The organism is Sphingobium sp. EP60837, assembly GCF_001658005.1.
GTDB lineage: Bacteria > Pseudomonadota > Alphaproteobacteria > Sphingomonadales > Sphingomonadaceae > Sphingobium > Sphingobium tyrosinilyticum.
Window position 1 is genome coordinate 1368955 of record NZ_CP015986.1, and the last position, 15682, is coordinate 1384636.

Below are 15682 nucleotides of genomic sequence, written 5' to 3' on the forward strand. Positions count from 1 at the left end.
AGCGACGGATTTATTCCGGCCGCAACGGGCGGGCGAGCAGCGCGTCAATGACTTGTCCAAGCGGCGCGGCATCTTCGAGCAGGGCGCAGACAGCTTCGACCACCGGCATTTCGACCATGGCGGCGCGAGCCGCTTCGCGCAGGACCGGCGCGGTGAAGGCGCCCTCGGCAACGGTGCGCCGGTTGGCGAGCAGTTCGGACGCGGGACGCCCCTCCCCCAGCCCCTTCCCCAGCGAGAAATTACGCGAATTGGTGGAGGAGCAGGTAAGGACGAGGTCGCCGAGACCCGAAAGGCCCGACAGGGTTTCCGCACGCGCCCCGCGCGCAAGGCCAAAACGGGTCATTTCAGCGAAACCCCGGCTGATGAGCGAGGCGCGAGCGTTAAGGCCAAGCCCAGCCCCTTCCGCGACGCCGCAAGCGATAGCGAGGACGTTCTTCACCGCACCGCCAATCTCCGCTCCCACAATATCGTCGGACAGATAGGGGCGGAACGCGGGACGAGCGATGCGCGCCGCGATGCGGCTTCCAAGCTCGGCGTCCCCACACGCCAAGGTGATAGCGGTGGGCAGCCCCTTCGCCACTTCATGCGCGAAAGTGGGTCCCGATAGTACGGCGATGGGTGAGCCCGGCTGCGCCTGCTGCGCGACTTCCGACATGAGAAGGGTAGTGCCAGCCTCAATCCCCTTGGAACAGAGGATGAGCGGGACGCCGGCAGGTAGTCCCGCCACTACGCCGCGCAGATGCTGGGCAGGGCTGACGATCAGCAGCAGGTCGCGGTCGGCCATGTCGGCCATGTCCCCGGTCGCGCGCACTGAGGCGTTCAAAGGAATGCCGGGAAGGTAGAGTGGGTTGAGATGATCGCGGTTAACCGCCTCCACCACTTCGGGCTCGAGCGCCCACAGGCAGACATCCTCCCCCTGCGAAGAGAGGGTTTGCGCTAGCGCGGTTCCCCATGCGCCAGCCCCGATGACACCCGCCTTCATGCTTTCACTCCCGCCCCGCGCGCTTTTTCCGCATCCGGATCGAGCGGCCAACGCGGCCGGGCCGGAACGGTGAGATCGTCGATCAGCCCGGCCGCGTAACGCTCCGCCCCTGCCCAGGCGATCATCGCCGCATTGTCCGTGCAAAGCCAGAGTGGCGGCGCGACGAAGGGCAAATCATGGCGAGCGGCAAGCGCCTGAAGGGCGGCACGGATCGACTGGTTGGCCGCGACGCCGCCCGCCACCACAAGCGCCGTCATGCCTTGATGCGCGGCGAGTTGTCTTTCGGTTCGGTCGATCAGACAGTCGATCACCGCCTGCTGGAAACTGGCGGCGATATCTTCTGTTGAATATTTGCCCGATTGCGCCGCCCGCATGACAGCGCTTTTGAGCCCAGCGAAGGAGAAATGCGGTTCGGCCGTGCCCACAAGCGGGCGCGGCAGCGGCACGGCCTTCGCATTGCCTTTGGCCGCCGCTTGCTCGACGGCAGGTCCGCCGGGATAGCCGACGCCGAGGAGCTTCGCCGTCTTGTCAAACGCCTCGCCCGAGGCATCGTCGATCGTGGTAGCGAGGCGGGCATAATTGCCCGGCCCCCGGACATGGAGCAGCTGGCAGTGGCCACCAGAAACGAGCAGCAGCAAATAGGGAAATTGCAGCGATGGGTCGGCAAGGCGCGGGGACAGGGCATGGCCTTCAAGATGATTGACCGCGACCAGCGGCTTGTTCGCCGCATGAGCCAGCGCCTTGCCGGTGACGAGGCCGACCATCACGCCGCCGATCAGGCCGGGGCCTGCCGTGGCGGCTATGACATCAACCTGATCCAGCGTCAGATTGGCGTCCTCCAGCGCCGCTTCGATCAAGGGACTAAGCGCCTCGACATGGGCGCGGGCCGCGATTTCCGGGACGACGCCGCCATAGGGCCGGTGCGCTTCCTCCTGCATGGCGAGGCGGTGGGCGAGAATCTTGCCCTCTGCCGTCACCAACGCCGCTGCAGTTTCGTCGCAGCTAGATTCCAGGCCGAGGATGATCGTCATATGCTGCTTCCATCTAATGCCCACGGCTATTAGAGCAAGCGGCATATGACAACGCCTTCTCCCTTGCCTGATCGCCCGCTCCGACTTGGTACGCGGGGTTCGCCCCTCGCCCTTGCCCAGGCGCGTATGACGGCGGAGGCGCTGTGCGCTCGGCAGGGTTGGGAAGCCGACGCGATCGACACGGTGATCGTGCAGACCAGCGGCGACCGGATTCAGGATCGGGCGTTGGCGGAAATCGGCGGCAAGGCGCTTTGGACGAAGGAGTTGGACCGCGCGCTGCTGGCTGGCGAAATCGACTTTGCCGTCCATAGCATGAAGGATGTGGAGACTATCCGGCCGCAGGAAATCCAGGTCGCGGCAATGTTGCCCCGTGCGGATGTGCGGGACCGGCTGGTCGGCGCGGACAGCTTCGCGGCCTTGCCGGCCAATCCAGTGGTGGGATCCAGCTCACCGCGCCGCGCCGCGCAGGTGAAGCGGTTGCGACCCGATGCGCAGATCGTGCTGTTCCGGGGCAATGTCGCGACGCGGCTGGCCAAGCTGGCAGCAGGCGAAGTGCATGCGACATTGCTGGCGGCCGCCGGCCTCGACCGGCTGGGGCAGCATGCCGTGGGGACGAGCATTGCGCTTGACGTCATGCTGCCTGCGCCTTCGCAGGGTGCTGTCGGGATCGAAACATTGAGCGGTAACAAGGCGATGCTGGCGCTGCTGGCGACGATCAGCGATGCTGAGACCTCAGATTGCGTAATAGCCGAGCGGGCGGTGCTCAAGGGGCTGGGGGGCACCTGCCACTCGCCGATTGCAGCGCTGGGGCAGTTCGAGGGCGGGAAAATCCGTCTGGCTGCCGAGATATTGAGCCCGGATGGGCGAGAGTGCGTCAGCGACCGTATCGCGATCGATCGCGGCGACACCGCCGCTGCCGAGACATTGGGACGATCACTACTGGAGCGCGCCAGCGCGGAGCTGCGCGCGCTGTTCGAAGCGTGAGGCCGGTCGTCATCCTGCGGCCCGAGCCTGGCGCGAGCGAGAGCGCTGCGCGGGCGAAGCGACTGGGCCTTCCCCCCCGCCTCTGCCCGCTCTTCGAGGCACGGCCGATCGACTGGGATGCGCCGCCGCCCGGGGCATTCGATGCGCTGTTGATGACCAGCGCACAGGCGGCGCGGCTGGGTGGGCCGCCGCTTGATCGTTACCGCAAGCTTCCCGCTTATGCGGTCGGGAGCGCGACCGCATGCGCAATGGCGGACGCTGGCTTTCTGGCAGTCGTGCCGGGCGATCAGGATGGCAGCGCAATCGCCGCGCGGATCGCAGCCGATGGCCATCGCAGATTACTGCACCTTGGCGGTACGACCGTTGCGTCGATCGAGGCGGGGCCGCTCAGCATCCGGCACGTGGCGGTGTACACCATCGGCGAGAAGACGGAGGTGGACCTGGAGCCGCTGCTGGAGCCCGGCGCGGTGCTACTGGTGCATTCCCCCCGCGCGGGGAGCAGGCTTGCCAGCCTCATCGACACGCAGCGGCGGAGCAACCTGCATGTTATCGCCATCAGTGCGGCAGCGCTTGCGGCCTGCGGGTCGGGCTGGGCCAGCGGCGAAGCGCCCGATCAGCCCGATGATGAGAGGATGCTGGCCCTCGCCGTCCGATTGTGCGAATGATCCCGCCAAGATGGAAGAAAGGTCCCCGATGAGCGAAGAAGGCGGCGCGGCAAACGTCACGGCGATACCGCCTGTCGCGACGCGGGGTCGCAGTCCATGGCTGATGCTGATCCTCCTGCTGCTGGCCTTTGCGATCGGCGTGACACTGACAATCTTGGCGATGCCCTACCTTCAGGAGCGCTGGGGCAGCAGCGCCCGGCAGCCCGTAGCCGTAGCCGATCCCTATCTGCGCCCCGGCATGGCGATGCGCCCACTGACCGGCGAAGCAGCGCAGATGCTGGACGGCCGGGTGGCGCAGCTGGAGGAAAGGCTGAACCATATCACCGTTGAGGCCCAAGCCGCGTCGGGCAATGCCGCGCGGGCGGAAGGATTGCTGGTCGCCTTCGCAGCTCGCCGCGCGCTCGATAGCGGTACGCCGCTTGGCTATGTGGAGGGGCAACTGCGCCTGCGCTTTGGCCAGGCGCAGCCACGTGCGGTCGCCACGATCATCAACGCCGCGCGCGAGCCGGTGACACTGGTCGACCTCCGCGCCGGGCTTGCGAGCATCGCCGACCAGTTAACGACGCCAGGGCCACAGACAAGCTGGTGGGAGGCGTTCCAGCATGAGGCGCGCGAACTGGTGACCATCCGCCGCGCCTCGACGCCCTCACCCCGCCCGCAGGCGGCGATGGACCGGGCGCTCCACTATATCGATGCGGGACGCGTAAGTGCAGCGCTGACCGAAGTCGAGCGGATGCCCGGACGCGCGACCGCCGACCGCTGGATGCAGTATGCCCGCCGCTATTTGGAAGCGCGCCGCGCGCTCGACCTCATCGAAACGGCCGCCATTCTGGAACCGCGGCAGTTGCGCGCTGCAGATGGCGCAGCAGTGGCGCAGACCTCTCCGCTCGCACCCTGATCTTTGTCACAATCGACGAATGGGTCGCGCACATGCGCGAAACCAATGGACGCGTGGCGCATTTGTCATGAGAATGTCATCTTTCGCCTTCGGGCTTTGGAGACCTTATTCTCATGCCGCCTTATGCCGATTCGATCGCCAGCTTCTGGAAAGGACGCCTAGCCGCTGGCCCTCGCGCGCCTCAGTTGCCTTCGATCCAGCATTTGTTGGCCAATGCGTCCATGCCCTTTGACCTTGCCCGCAGCCGCGCGCAGGCCGATTTACTGGCGAAAGCGATCCGCGGGGATGGTCGGCAGATATTGCTGATCCCCGGTCTCATGGCGTCTGAACAGCGAATGGAGGCACTGCGCGGCATATTGGAAGCTGCCGGTTTCAGGGCCCATGGCTGGGGCATGGGGCGAAATTTAGGGCCCCGGCCCGACAGCCTTGAGAAGATCGACCGGCGCGTGGATGAAATTCGGCGTCAGAGCGGCGAGCCCGTGACTCTGGTGGGTTGGAGTTTGGGCGGGCTGTTCGCGCGGGAATATGCCAAATATGCAAGCACCAAAGTTGGCGGCGTCGTCACCATGGGCACGCCCTTTTCCGGGGATGTGCGGGCCAATCACGCTTGGCGGCTGTACCAACTGGTGTCGGGCCATGCGGTGGACTGCCCGCCTTTCGCCTGCACGCGGGAAGTAAAGCCGCCGGTGCCGACAGTCGCGCTATGGTCGCGACGGGACGGGGTCATACTGCCCGAATGCGCCAAGGGCCGTGCTGGCGAGCGCGATCGGGCGATCGAAGTGGACTGCACGCATATGGGCTTTGCGGTGGCGCCAGAGGGAATTTTGGCGGTAGGCAAGGCGATGGAGGCAATGGCCAACTGACCGGACGCCGGGTGACGTCGGCGCGCATCTGATATGACGCCGGATCCGAGCTTTCATTGGGATGACGGGCTAGGACAGGCGTTTTACCGCTTCGTCCCTTCCGATCAGCGGCAACAACTGCCCCATGTCGGGACCATGGTCGAGGCCCGTGAGCGCGCGGCGCAGGGGGAGGAAGAGAAACTTGCCTTTCCGCCCCGTCCGGTCCTTCAGCATGTTGGTCAGCGTGCGCCAGATGGCGGTGTCGAAGGGAGCTTCCAGCAGGATTTCTCGCGCGGTGGCAAGGAAGGCGCGGTCCTCCTCCTCCAGTTCCGGGGCTTCGATCGGGCCGGTGACGATCCGCCACCAGTCAGCCGCTTGGGCGACGGTCTCCAGATTGGGCCGGATCGCCTCCCACCCAGCTTCGTCCATACCCTGTGGCAGGCGCTCAGACACGGACTGATAGGGCAGCAGATGGACGATCTTCTGATTGAGCGCGGCAAGTTCGGCTTCATCGAACCGCGCGGGTGCGCGGCCGAAATGGGCGAAGTCGAAACTGTCGATCAGCGGCTGTATGTCGCTGAAAGGCTCGATCGGCATCGACGTCCCGAGCCGGGCGAGCAGCGCCAGAATGGCGATCGGCTCGAGTCCATTCTCGCGGAAATGAGCGACTCCCAGCGATCCGAGGCGCTTGGACAACTTGCCCTCGCTGCCCGTCAGAAGGGCTTCGTGCGCAAAATGCGGGAGTGGCGCGCCAAGCGCGGTGAACATCTGGATCTGCGTTGCCGTGTTGGACACATGATCCTCGCCGCGCAGCACATGGGTGATGCCCATGTCGATATCGTCGATGACCGATGGCAGCATGTAGAGCCAGCTGCCGTCCGCGCGGCGGATCACCGGATCGGAGAGGAGCTTGGGGTCGAAGCGCTGCTCGCCGCGGATGAGGTCGGTCCAGACGATCGGCTGGTCGTGGTCGAGCTTGAAGCGCCAATGGGGCTTGCGGCCTTCCGCCTCGAAAGTGGCGATCTGATCCGCCGTCAGATGCAGCGCTGAGCGGTCATAGACCGGCGGCAAGCCGCGCCCAAGCAGGACTTTGCGGCGGAGTTCGAGTTCCTGGCTCGTCTCATAAGCCGGGTAAACATAGCCTGACGCCTTCAGCCTCTCGAACTTTTCCTCATAGAGGGCGAAGCGGTCAGACTGCTTTTCCTCCCCGTTCCAGTGAAGTCCGAGCCATTGGAGATCGGCCTTGATCGCGTCGGCATATTCTGGGCGCGAGCGTTCCAGGTCCGTGTCGTCGAGGCGCAGGAGAAACTGGCCGCCACTCTTGCGCGCCCACAGCCAGTTATGCAGCGCGGCGCGGATATTGCCGACATGCAGATTGCCGGTGGGCGAAGGGGCGAAGCGGGTGATGATTTTCATATTTGCAACCCGCTCGTCCTGAGTAGCCATTAAGCGAAGTCGAAATGGCGTATCGAAGGATGCTTCGATACGGGGCTTCGACAAGCGCAGACCCTACTCAGCACGAACGGCCTTTTCTATGGCTAGAGCGTCCGAAACGCGTTGGTGATCGGGTAGCGGCGGTCACGGCCGAAATTACGGATGCCGAGCTTCACGCCGGGAGGCGACTGGCGACGCTTATATTCGGCAACATACAAAAGCCGTTCGATGCGGGCGACGACATCCTTGTCGAAGCCTCGGGCGACCAGTTGTTCGACGGACAGCTCCTCTTCGACTAGGCCGTAGAGGATCGGGTCCAGCACCTCATAAGGCGGCAGGCTGTCCTCATCCTTCTGGTCCTCGCGCAGTTCGGCGCTCGGCGGCTTGGTGATCACCCGATCCGGCATGACCGCCCCCGAAGACCCCATCGCGAGTGAGGGAAGATTTTCGTTTCGCCAGCGGCTGAGGTCGAAAACGGTGGTTTTGTAGGCGTCCTTCAGCACCGAATAGCCGCCCGCCATGTCGCCATAGATGGTGGCGTAGCCGACCGACATCTCGCTCTTGTTGCCGGTGGTGAGCAGCATGTAGCCGAACTTGTTGGAAAGCCCCATGAGCGTCACGCCGCGAATACGGGACTGAAGATTTTCTTCGGTGAGGTCGCGCTGGCGGCCTTCGAAGGCGGGGGCCAGCATGGTGTCGAAGGCATCGACGGCAGGCTCGATCGGGATAGTGTCGTAACGCACGCCGAGGAGCCGGGCGCACTCGACCGCATCATCCAGACTATCTTGGCTGGTGAAGCGCGAGGGCATCATCACGCACCATACGCGCCCAGGCCCCAGTGCATCGACGGCGACAGCGGCAGACAGGGCCGAATCGATGCCGCCTGACAGCCCAAGCACGACACCGGGAAAGCCATTGCGATTCACATAGTCGCGCAGGCCCAGCACCATGGCATTATAGATGTCGGCCGGACGCGCATCGAGAGCGTGGCGCTCACCGGGGATGCAGACCCATTGGCCGTCCCACTTTTCCCAGTGGGTCAGAACCAGCGCTTCCTCCCAATCAGGCAGCTGGTGGGCGATGCTGCGGTCCGCACCCATGACGAAAGAGGCGCCGTCGAACACCAGCTCGTCCTGGCCGCCGACACGGTTCAGATAGACGAGCGGCAGGCCGGTTTCGCGCACGCGCGTGCCCGCTACGCCGTTGATGCGGCGATCGTCCTTGTCGATCTCAAACGGACTCCCATTGGGACTGATGAGGATTTCCGCGCCCTCCGCCCGCAGATGCGCGGTGACGAAGGGAAACCAGATATCCTCGCAAATGGGGACGCCGATCTTGACGCCTTTGAAGTCAATCGGCGCGGGCAGCGGGCCCGGCGCGAAGAGCCGCTTCTCGTCGAACGTCCCGTAATTGGGCAGTTCGCGCTTCTGGCGGATCGCGGTGACCGCGCCATTTTCGAGCAGGGCGACGACGTTGAACAGAACGCCCTGCGACGCAACGACCGTGCCGACCAGCATCGCCGAGCCGCCGTCGGCGGTCGCCTGGGCGAGGCGATCCAGTTCATGATTGGCGCGATCAACCAGAGCGGGTTTCAGCACCAGATCCTCGGGCGGGTAGCCGATCAGTTGCAACTCGGGGAAGACGATGAGGTCAGCGCCCTCCGCCCGGCTGCGCCATTCCAGCATCGCATCGGCATTGGCGGTGAGGTCGCCCACCGATTGCGTCATCTGGGCAAGGGCGATCACGAGTTTGTCGGTCATGGGCGAGCCCGTAGAGCATTTTACCGCAAGGCGCAAAAGCGCCTTTCCACTGGCGGCAAGCCCCGCTAAAGGGGCCGCGTTTCACACAGCGTCATCAATTCGTCACGGGGGTTTGGCCATGAAACTCATGACCGGCAATTCCAACAAGCCGCTTGCGGCTGCAATTGCAGACTATATCGAAATCCCCTTGACCGATGCGAGCGTTCGCCGCTTCGCCGACGAGGAAGTTTTCGTGGAGATCCATGAGAATGTCCGCGGCGAAGACGTGTTCGTGATCCAGTCGACCGCCTATCCGACGAACGACAATCTGATGGAATTGCTGATCATGATCGATGCGCTGAAGCGCGCGTCGGCGAAGCGAATCACGGCGGTCGTTCCCTATTTCGGCTATGCTCGGCAGGACCGGAAACCGGGACCCCGCACGCCGATCTCGGCCAAGCTGGTGGCGAACCTGATCACTACGGCGGGCGCTAACCGAGTGCTATCGGTCGATCTGCACGCCGGGCAGATCCAGGGCTTTTTCGATATTCCGACCGACAACCTTTTTGGCGCGCCGGTCATGTCGGCCGATATCCAGGCGCGTTTCGGCGACCGCAACCTGATGGTCGTTTCGCCCGACGTGGGCGGCGTGGTGCGCGCCCGCGCGCTGGCCAAGCGGCTCGACAACGCCCCCCTCGCCATCGTCGATAAGCGGCGCGAGCGAGCGGGCGAATCGGAAGTCATGAACATCATCGGCGATGTGAAGGGCCGCTTCTGCGTCCTGATCGACGACATTGTCGATTCGGCAGGCACGCTGTGCAATGCGGCCGGTGCGCTCAAGGCCGCGGGCGCTGAAGATGTCGTCGCCTATGTCAGCCATGGCGTACTATCGGGCGGTGCGGTGGCTCGCGTGGAGGCATCGGAGCTGAAGGAATTGGTGATCACCGATTCGATCCAAGGCACCGACGCGGTTTGCAACGCCAAGAGCATCCGTCACCTGCCGATCGCGCCGCTGCTCGGCGAGGCGATCAAGCGCATCGCGGACGAGAGCTCGGTTTCCAGTCTGTTCGATTAAGCGAGGAAGTTGCGCCGCGCGACTTTATGAAGCGCCCGGCAGTAGCACCAGCGGCAGGCAGAAGAGCAGGACCAAGGCGCCGACCACCCGCTGGGCGCGGGAAATGCCGAGCGGCTTATCCCGCCACAGCATCGGGCAGGCGAGGAGCGTCAGCAAAAAGAGCATGTTGGATAGGCCGGCAGAGTCGCCGACCGGCATGTCCTGCCGCAGCGCCAATGCTCCCAGCAGAGCCGCAAAACTCAAGATCCAGCCGATCAACGCCACGCAACACCCCTTTATCTGCGCGCAAGGCTAAACCGTCGATATTGCGGAAGGCTTAAATGCTCGCCGCCCAAGGATCATAGGTGCCGAAGCTCCATACATTGCCTTCGGGGTCCAGCGCCTCATAGCCGCGGCCGGGATAGCCTTGGTTGTCATGCGGCTCGCTAACGACCACGGCCCCTTCATTGCGAGCATGGAGGCAATGCGCGTCGGCGTCGGGCACCACGACATAAATGCAGGCGGTGACGCCGCCCAACTCGCGCGGGGTCGTCCAGCTATAGAGCGATTCTTCCTCACCGTCGCGCGCGCTTCCCAGCATGATCATGCCGTCCCCCATCGCCAGTTCGGCATGGTGGATGATGCGGGGATCGGCCTCATCCTCATAGGATGCGCGCAATTCAAAGCCGAATGCGTCGCAAAGGAAGCGGATGGCTGCAGGGGCATCGGCATATCGCAGGCCGGGGATCACAGGCGAACCGGGCATATTTCCCTCCTTCATGGACGAGGAATCGGAATGGCGCAGCCTAGCGCGCCCGGCGCTTTCCCGCTAGGCGGGGGCCATGACGACCCGCGATGACCTGACCCTTGCCCACCGCCTTGCCGACGCCGCCGCGACGGCGATCCGGCCGTTTTTCCGTGCACGCTATGACATGGAGTTCAAGTCGGACAAGTCGCCGGTAACGGAGGCCGATCGCGCCGCCGAAGCGGCGATCCGGACGATCCTGGAAAAGGAGCGGCCGCAGGACGGCATCATCGGCGAGGAATATGGGGCCAGCCGCGAAGATGCGGAGCGGGTGTGGATACTCGATCCGATCGACGGCACTCGCAGCTTCATCGCTGGGCGGCCGATCTTTGGCACGCTGATCGCGCTCACCCAGGCAGGCTGGCCGACCATCGGCATCATTGACCAGCCGATCACCAAGGAACGCTGGGCCGGAATGATGGGCCAGCCGACGACCTTCAACGGCGCCCCCGTGACGACGCGTGCCTGCCGGTCGTTGGAGGAGGCGATCGTCGCGAGCACCGGTCCGCAATATTTCCCAGGCTGCACCGGAGAACATTTCTCCCGCCTCGCCGGTCAGTGTCGGGACACTGTTTGGGGCGGCGACTGCTATAATTACGGACTTGTGGCGTCAGGCCATGTGGACATTGTGATCGAAGCGGGTCTGAAACTGCACGATATTGCAGCGCTAGTGCCTGTGGTTGAGGGCGCGGGCGGGCGCATGTGTGACTGGGTCGGCGATCCGATCACGGCGGAAAGTGACGGCCAGGTGATCGCGCTGGGCGACCCCGCCCGGTTGGATGATGTGCTGGAAGCTCTTGCCGAAGGACATCACGACCATTGAGGGTCAACCCAGCAGCTCCTCCACCGCGCGACTATAGATGTCCGCGCTATCTTCATCGAAGCAGATGAACAGGATGAGGTCGAAGGAGTTGGGGAAAGCCGCAAGTTCGTCCCGCACCGCGCTGGCAGCGACCAGAGACGCCTGATCCTTCGGAAATCCATAAATGCCGGTGGAGATCGCGGGGAACGCAATGCTGCGCAGCGCATGATCTCGCACGAGTCCCAGTGACGAGCGATAACAGTTCGCCAGCAGGTCATGTTCACCCGCACCCCCTCCTCGCCAGATGGGACCGACGGTGTGGATGACATGCGCAGCGGGAAGATTATAGCCGCGCGTCATCCGCGCCTCTCCGGTCGGGCAGCCGCCAAGGCTCCGGCATTCCGCGAGCAGTTCGGGTCCCGCCGCGCGGTGGATCGCGCCATCAACCCCTCCGCCGCCCAGCAGCGAACTGTTGGCGGCATTGACGATTGCCTCCACCGTGCAGCGGGTGATGTCGGCGGTAAGGACGTCCCAGCGGGTGTTGCCGATTATCATGGTTTCACAACTCTCGATCCGGAGGCGTCTGACTGCATTGGCATTCAAGTCACGCTTATGCCTCTGTGCGCCATCGGCGTGGGAAAACCCCGAAATACTTCAGCGAGCCGCTATGACCCGAAAGCTGCAGAAAACTCAGAAAATCCCCAGGAATTTTTTCTTCTGCTCCTTCTTCTCCTTGGGATTATCTTTGCCGCTTTCCTCCTTGGACGTGGTGCCCCGCCCCACATCATCGCGCGGCTTGCCGCTCTTGGTGCGCTGGGCAGCGGCGGTGGCCCCTGCCAGCACGGGACCACATGCGGCGCCCTTGGCGTCGCCTATATCGACAAAGGCGAGGACGGAAGCGAGGGGGCTAGCCGCGATCCCCAAGGCAGCCGCGGCACCGCCGCGCGCTATCAGTTCGGGACTGATCACGTCGATGCCGGGCTTGGCGAAATAGCCTTTGATGCCGATCGGCGACTGGCCCGAGAAGAGGCTGAACTTCTTCCCGTCCGCCCGAAAGGCAAGGTCCAGGCTTTCATTTTTAAAGGAGAAGCCGCCCCGTCCCAGCATCACATTCTTCTTGGTGTCGATGATGATCGGGTCTGCCGCTGCGATGCCGTTGCGGACGGTGAAGGCGATTAGGCCGCAGTTGATCTGCACCGGTTCCTTCAACTTCTTTTCGAACATCTTCGTAATGAAGGTCCCAATGTCGAGTTCAGATAGCTGCACATTGCGCGCCCACATGGTCCCTGCGGGAAGGATCACGGCGATGCGGCCGTTCGAGGTGCTGAGCGAATCATGCACTGTGTCGCCAAGGCCCGTCATCTGCGCACGCGCCTTGATAATGCCGGTGGTGCCGGATTCTTCCACACCCCAGCGGCCGAGCAGCTTACCCATTGGCGTGGGGGACAGGCGTACGTCATAGCGGGTTCGCACCGGCCTGCCGCGCGCGTTGATCTCTATATCCGAACTCACATGGCCGCCCGACATGTCGAAGGTGAGTGGAGACAGCGTCAGCAGGCTGCGCTCAAGCGCCAGCGTCAATCCCACATTGGAGATGGGAACATTGGGCGCACGGATACGGCGGACATCGTAGCGGACATTCGCGTCGAAATTGCGCAACGCTTCCACCCGGAGGGGAGCATCGGGCAGGATGCGGGGCGCACCGCCCACATTCTGGATAGCGCCGTCGGCACCCCGCGCCTCCAATCTTTGCGGGTTGTAGCCAATGAAAGGACCGACATCGATGATGTCGAGCGTTTGGGTGGTAAGATCGGCCTTCAGGCGCAGACGGTTCTCAGGCATGGAGACGGTCATGCGGCCCGCAAGATCGCTGTCGCCGAAACGTCCTTTGAGATGGGTGAAGCGCCACTCGTCATCCTGCCTGGTGAGCGCCGAAGTGATGCGATAAGTCCGTGTTTCGGGAATAGCGACTCCCAAGAAATCAAACAGCAGGGCAAGATTGGGACCTCGGGTCAGCAGGCGCAGGTCCGCGCCCTCAATCTCGGTGGCGCCAGGCAGCGTGCCGCTGACGTCCATCACCGTCGCGCCAGATTGAGCGCGAAGGGCTAGACTGTTCTTCCCGCCCGTGACGGTCTCATTAGGGGAAAGGAGACCGCCGCGCAGGCTGAAGTGCCGGTCACGCATCGTGCCATCGCCGGAAAAGCGGATGTCGCTGGCGAAACGTGTGTCCTGCGCCTTCACCGTTTCAAAGCTGATATCCGTGGCGAGTTGCATGCGCGGATCGCGATAGCGCATCCTCGTCCCCGCAAGCAGCGCGCGGCGCACGAGCGGCAGATCGAGCGGTTCACCCTTCTTCTCAGGGTCGCCGAATGTCCATGTGTTGCTCTTGCCATCGGGCGACCATTCGAGATCGGCGGCACCATTGCGGAGTTCCAGCCAGCGGATGCGATATTTGTCACCGAAGAGAAGGCTCAACGGCGCGATGCGCGTGTCGATCAAATCGGCGTGAAAGAAGTTGGGACGGCTGGCCCAGGGCGTGTTTGCGATCGCCATCTTTTCCGCGCGGAACTTGATGGTGATCGGGTCGAAATAGAGTTGGAAGTCGCCCGCGACCTTGACCGTGCGTTCCAAGCGGCCGGATAAAAAGCGTTCGAAAGGATGTTTCAGGAACCTCCCCTTGGTGATGAAGAGGATGAGCCAGAGGAGGAAGATGAAGCCGATGATATAGGCGAGAATGCGCAGCGGCAGCGGGACCTTGTGCCAGCCTTCGCGCGTGCGCGCCCAATAATGGCCTACGCCCGCCGGGGCGGGCTGTGACGAAGGAGCCGCTGTGGCCGGAGTACCCGGCCGGAGGGGATCGGCGTCGGCCATGGCTCAACAACGCCGATCCGGGCTTTTGGGTCCGAATCGCTTGCCTTGCCCGCAACTTCCGACTAAGGGCCGCCCTTCGCGATATTCGGAAGGACCGCCCGGCTAACTAGGGCTGCCGTGGCTGTCCGTAATCGTCGCGCTGTAAAAGGAGACGAAAATGCCCAAGCTCAAGACCAAGAGCGGTGTGAAGAAGCGCTTCAAGTTCACCGCTTCCGGCAAGGTCAAGCACGGCGTCGCTGGCAAGCGTCACCGCCTGATCAGCCACAACGCCAAGTATATCCGTCAAAACCGTGGCACCTCGGTCATGTCCGACGCCGATGTGGCTCACGTGCGCCTCTGGGCGCCCTACGGCCTGAAGTAAGGAGTAGAGGCACATGGCACGCGTAAAACGTGGTACGACCACCAAGGCGAAGCATAAGAGGATTCTAGATCAGGCGAAGGGCTATTATGGCCGTCGCAAGAATACGATCCGTATCGCTCGCCAAGCCGTCGAAAAGGCCGGCCAGTACGCTTATCGCGACCGCAAGGTCAAGAAGCGGACCTTCCGTGGACTGTGGATCCAGCGCATCAATGCTGGCGTTCGCGCCGAGGGCCTGACCTATTCGCAGTTCATGCACGGCCTGAAGCTTGCGGGCGTCGATCTGGATCGTAAGGTGCTGGCCGACATTGCGATGCACGAGGGCGAGGCGTTTAGCGCCATCATCGCCCAGGCGAAGGCTGCGCTGCCCGCAGCCTAAGGCAGGACAGGTCGCAAGATCGTCCAAAAGGGCGCCGGGGCAGATGCTTCCGGCGCCCTTTTTGTTTCTCTCCTTCCGTTCGCCCTGAGTAGCCGCTGAGCTTGCCGAAGCGACGTATCGAAGGGCGGCGTTGCGAGAGACCCTTCGATACGGGACTTTGACAGGCTCAGTCCCTACTCAGGGCGAACGGATACTGACCTAAAGGGGCAAACCCATGTCACTCCATCTCTGGTGGCTCTATGTCACAGCGGTTTTCCTGATCTCGGCGACGCCGGGACCGAACATGCTGCATGTGATGACGCAGAGCATCGCCCATGGGCCGCGCAAGGCGATGATGACCATGGCGGGCTTGATGAGCGCGGTGCTACTATGCCTGATCGCCTCTGCGTTGGGATTGGGCGCACTGCTGGAGGCGTCTCCACAGCTCTTCGACTTGCTGCGCTATGCGGGGGTCGCCTATCTTATCTGGCTCGGGATCAGGGCGTGGCGTGCGCCGGTGAGCACCGGGGGAGGCATCGCCGCGCAGCCGCAGTCGGCGGGGGCGCTGTACGGGACGGGGCTGCTGACCGGTCTTTCCAATCCCAAGCTCATCATCTTCGCCGCTGCTCTGTTTCCGCAGTTCATCGACACCGATCGGCCGTTTGTGATCCAGCTTGCGATTCTGGTTGTGAGCTTCGTGGTGATCGAAAGCTTTTGGTACAGCGTCTATGCGCTGGGCGGGACGAAGCTGAAGCGCTGGCTGGAGCCGGCCAATCGGCAGCAGATGTTCAACCGGGGGACGGGCGTGCTGTTCATCGGTTTTGGTGGCGCGCTGCTCGGCGCGCGGGCCTGACCCTTT

At 63.6% G+C, this 15682-nt stretch carries 17 protein-coding genes; 9 read left to right on the forward strand and 8 right to left on the reverse strand.

Annotated features, from left to right (window positions below):
- Window positions 1-10 precede the first annotated feature (10 nt).
- Entirely contained in the window at window positions 11-982 is a 972-nt protein-coding gene (locus tag EP837_RS06680) for an NAD(P)H-dependent glycerol-3-phosphate dehydrogenase (RefSeq protein WP_066525675.1), read from the reverse strand.
- Window positions 979-2013 (reverse strand): tRNA (adenosine(37)-N6)-threonylcarbamoyltransferase complex transferase subunit TsaD, encoded by a 1035-nt coding sequence (gene tsaD, locus EP837_RS06685; protein WP_066525678.1) that lies wholly within the window; start codon window positions 2011-2013, stop codon window positions 979-981. Before tsaD ends, EP837_RS06680 begins: the two co-directional genes overlap by 4 nt.
- 45 nt (window positions 2014-2058) lie before the next feature.
- Between tsaD and hemC the strand changes: the two genes are divergently transcribed.
- The 4 genes from hemC (at window position 2059) to EP837_RS06705 (ending at window position 5423) form a co-directional block, all read left to right on the forward strand.
- Window positions 2059-2997 carry a hydroxymethylbilane synthase gene (hemC, locus tag EP837_RS06690; RefSeq protein WP_066525680.1) on the forward strand — a complete coding sequence of 313 codons (939 nt, stop codon included), beginning with the start codon at window positions 2059-2061 and terminating at the stop codon, window positions 2995-2997.
- The gene (locus tag EP837_RS06695; RefSeq protein ID WP_066525682.1) at window positions 2994-3662 is read left to right on the forward strand and encodes a uroporphyrinogen-III synthase; all 669 of its coding nucleotides are present in this window, start codon (window positions 2994-2996) and stop codon (window positions 3660-3662) included. The genes hemC and EP837_RS06695 overlap by 4 nt, the downstream gene beginning before the upstream one ends.
- Before the next feature lie 28 nt (window positions 3663-3690).
- Window positions 3691-4560: a hypothetical protein gene (locus EP837_RS06700; protein WP_443019103.1), complete on the forward strand. Its 870-nt coding sequence runs from the start codon at window positions 3691-3693 to the stop codon at window positions 4558-4560.
- A 113-nt stretch (window positions 4561-4673) separates the two neighbouring features.
- Window positions 4674-5423: an esterase/lipase family protein gene (locus EP837_RS06705; protein WP_066525687.1), complete on the forward strand. Its 750-nt coding sequence runs from the start codon at window positions 4674-4676 to the stop codon at window positions 5421-5423.
- A 69-nt stretch (window positions 5424-5492) separates the two neighbouring features.
- Here the strand turns inward: EP837_RS06705 and gltX are convergent, their stop codons facing one another.
- Together gltX and EP837_RS06715 are read right to left on the reverse strand one after the other, a co-directional pair.
- Window positions 5493-6818: a glutamate--tRNA ligase gene (gene gltX / locus EP837_RS06710; RefSeq protein WP_066528876.1), complete on the reverse strand. Its 1326-nt coding sequence runs from the start codon at window positions 6816-6818 to the stop codon at window positions 5493-5495.
- Between the two features lie 122 nt (window positions 6819-6940).
- A complete protein-coding gene (locus EP837_RS06715) occupies window positions 6941-8596 on the reverse strand; it encodes an NAD+ synthase (RefSeq protein WP_066525689.1) in 1656 nt (551 codons plus the stop codon).
- A 118-nt stretch (window positions 8597-8714) separates the two neighbouring features.
- Here EP837_RS06715 and EP837_RS06720 point away from each other — a divergent pair, with 118 nt between their 5' ends.
- Entirely contained in the window at window positions 8715-9650 is a 936-nt protein-coding gene (locus EP837_RS06720; RefSeq protein WP_066525693.1) for a ribose-phosphate pyrophosphokinase, read from the forward strand.
- A 24-nt stretch (window positions 9651-9674) separates the two neighbouring features.
- Here EP837_RS06720 and EP837_RS06725 read toward each other — a convergent pair whose 3' ends face one another.
- Window positions 9675-9914 (reverse strand): hypothetical protein, encoded by a 240-nt coding sequence (locus EP837_RS06725; protein ID WP_066525696.1) that lies wholly within the window; start codon window positions 9912-9914, stop codon window positions 9675-9677.
- Between the two features lie 52 nt (window positions 9915-9966).
- Window positions 9967-10395 carry a VOC family protein gene (locus tag EP837_RS06730; protein WP_066528879.1) on the reverse strand — a complete coding sequence of 143 codons (429 nt, stop codon included), beginning with the start codon at window positions 10393-10395 and terminating at the stop codon, window positions 9967-9969.
- Between the two features lie 76 nt (window positions 10396-10471).
- Here EP837_RS06730 and hisN point away from each other — a divergent pair, with 76 nt between their 5' ends.
- On the forward strand, window positions 10472-11257 hold the full coding sequence (hisN, locus tag EP837_RS06735) for a histidinol-phosphatase (protein WP_066525698.1): 786 nt from the start codon (window positions 10472-10474) through the stop codon (window positions 11255-11257).
- A gap of 3 nt (window positions 11258-11260) precedes the next feature.
- On the opposite strand, the gene EP837_RS06740 is transcribed toward hisN, so the two are convergent.
- Both EP837_RS06740 and EP837_RS06745 read right to left on the reverse strand, forming a co-directional pair.
- A complete protein-coding gene (locus tag EP837_RS06740) occupies window positions 11261-11791 on the reverse strand; it encodes an O-acetyl-ADP-ribose deacetylase (RefSeq protein WP_066525701.1) in 531 nt (176 codons plus the stop codon).
- A 135-nt stretch (window positions 11792-11926) separates the two neighbouring features.
- Window positions 11927-14107: an AsmA family protein gene (locus EP837_RS06745; RefSeq protein WP_066525708.1), complete on the reverse strand. Its 2181-nt coding sequence runs from the start codon at window positions 14105-14107 to the stop codon at window positions 11927-11929.
- 157 nt (window positions 14108-14264) lie between these two features.
- Between EP837_RS06745 and rpmI the strand changes: the two genes are divergently transcribed.
- From rpmI to EP837_RS06760, 3 genes are all read left to right on the forward strand, one after another.
- A complete protein-coding gene (gene rpmI, locus EP837_RS06750) occupies window positions 14265-14468 on the forward strand; it encodes a 50S ribosomal protein L35 (protein WP_007689506.1) in 204 nt (67 codons plus the stop codon).
- A 13-nt stretch (window positions 14469-14481) separates the two neighbouring features.
- Window positions 14482-14844, forward strand: a complete 363-nt coding sequence (gene rplT / locus EP837_RS06755; RefSeq protein ID WP_022682430.1) for a 50S ribosomal protein L20 — start codon at window positions 14482-14484, stop codon at window positions 14842-14844.
- 214 nt (window positions 14845-15058) lie between these two features.
- Complete coding sequence (locus EP837_RS06760) at window positions 15059-15676, forward strand: LysE family translocator (RefSeq protein ID WP_066525710.1); 618 nt, start codon at window positions 15059-15061, stop codon at window positions 15674-15676.
- Window positions 15677-15682 lie beyond the last annotated feature (6 nt).

Bases quoted from the DNA above. Each gene is read 5' to 3' on its own strand.
- EP837_RS06715 (WP_066525689.1), bottom strand. From the start codon at position 8,596: ATGACCGACAAACTCGTGATCGCCCTTGCCCAGATGACGCAATCGGTG.
- EP837_RS06745 (WP_066525708.1), bottom strand. From the start codon at position 14,107: ATGGCCGACGCCGATCCCCTCCGGCCGGGTACTCCGGCCACAGCGGCT.
- EP837_RS06700 (WP_443019103.1), top strand. From the start codon at position 3,691: ATGAGCGAAGAAGGCGGCGCGGCAAACGTCACGGCGATACCGCCTGTC.
- hisN (WP_066525698.1), top strand. From the start codon at position 10,472: ATGACGACCCGCGATGACCTGACCCTTGCCCACCGCCTTGCCGACGCC.
- gltX (WP_066528876.1), bottom strand. From the start codon at position 6,818: ATGAAAATCATCACCCGCTTCGCCCCTTCGCCCACCGGCAATCTGCAT.
- EP837_RS06680 (WP_066525675.1), bottom strand. From the start codon at position 982: ATGAAGGCGGGTGTCATCGGGGCTGGCGCATGGGGAACCGCGCTAGCG.
- rplT (WP_022682430.1), top strand. From the start codon at position 14,482: ATGGCACGCGTAAAACGTGGTACGACCACCAAGGCGAAGCATAAGAGG.
- EP837_RS06740 (WP_066525701.1), bottom strand. From the start codon at position 11,791: ATGATAATCGGCAACACCCGCTGGGACGTCCTTACCGCCGACATCACC.
- EP837_RS06705 (WP_066525687.1), top strand. From the start codon at position 4,674: ATGCCGCCTTATGCCGATTCGATCGCCAGCTTCTGGAAAGGACGCCTA.
- EP837_RS06760 (WP_066525710.1), top strand. From the start codon at position 15,059: ATGTCACTCCATCTCTGGTGGCTCTATGTCACAGCGGTTTTCCTGATC.
- hemC (WP_066525680.1), top strand. From the start codon at position 2,059: ATGACAACGCCTTCTCCCTTGCCTGATCGCCCGCTCCGACTTGGTACG.
- rpmI (WP_007689506.1), top strand. From the start codon at position 14,265: ATGCCCAAGCTCAAGACCAAGAGCGGTGTGAAGAAGCGCTTCAAGTTC.
- EP837_RS06720 (WP_066525693.1), top strand. From the start codon at position 8,715: ATGAAACTCATGACCGGCAATTCCAACAAGCCGCTTGCGGCTGCAATT.
- tsaD (WP_066525678.1), bottom strand. From the start codon at position 2,013: ATGACGATCATCCTCGGCCTGGAATCTAGCTGCGACGAAACTGCAGCG.
- EP837_RS06730 (WP_066528879.1), bottom strand. From the start codon at position 10,395: ATGCCCGGTTCGCCTGTGATCCCCGGCCTGCGATATGCCGATGCCCCT.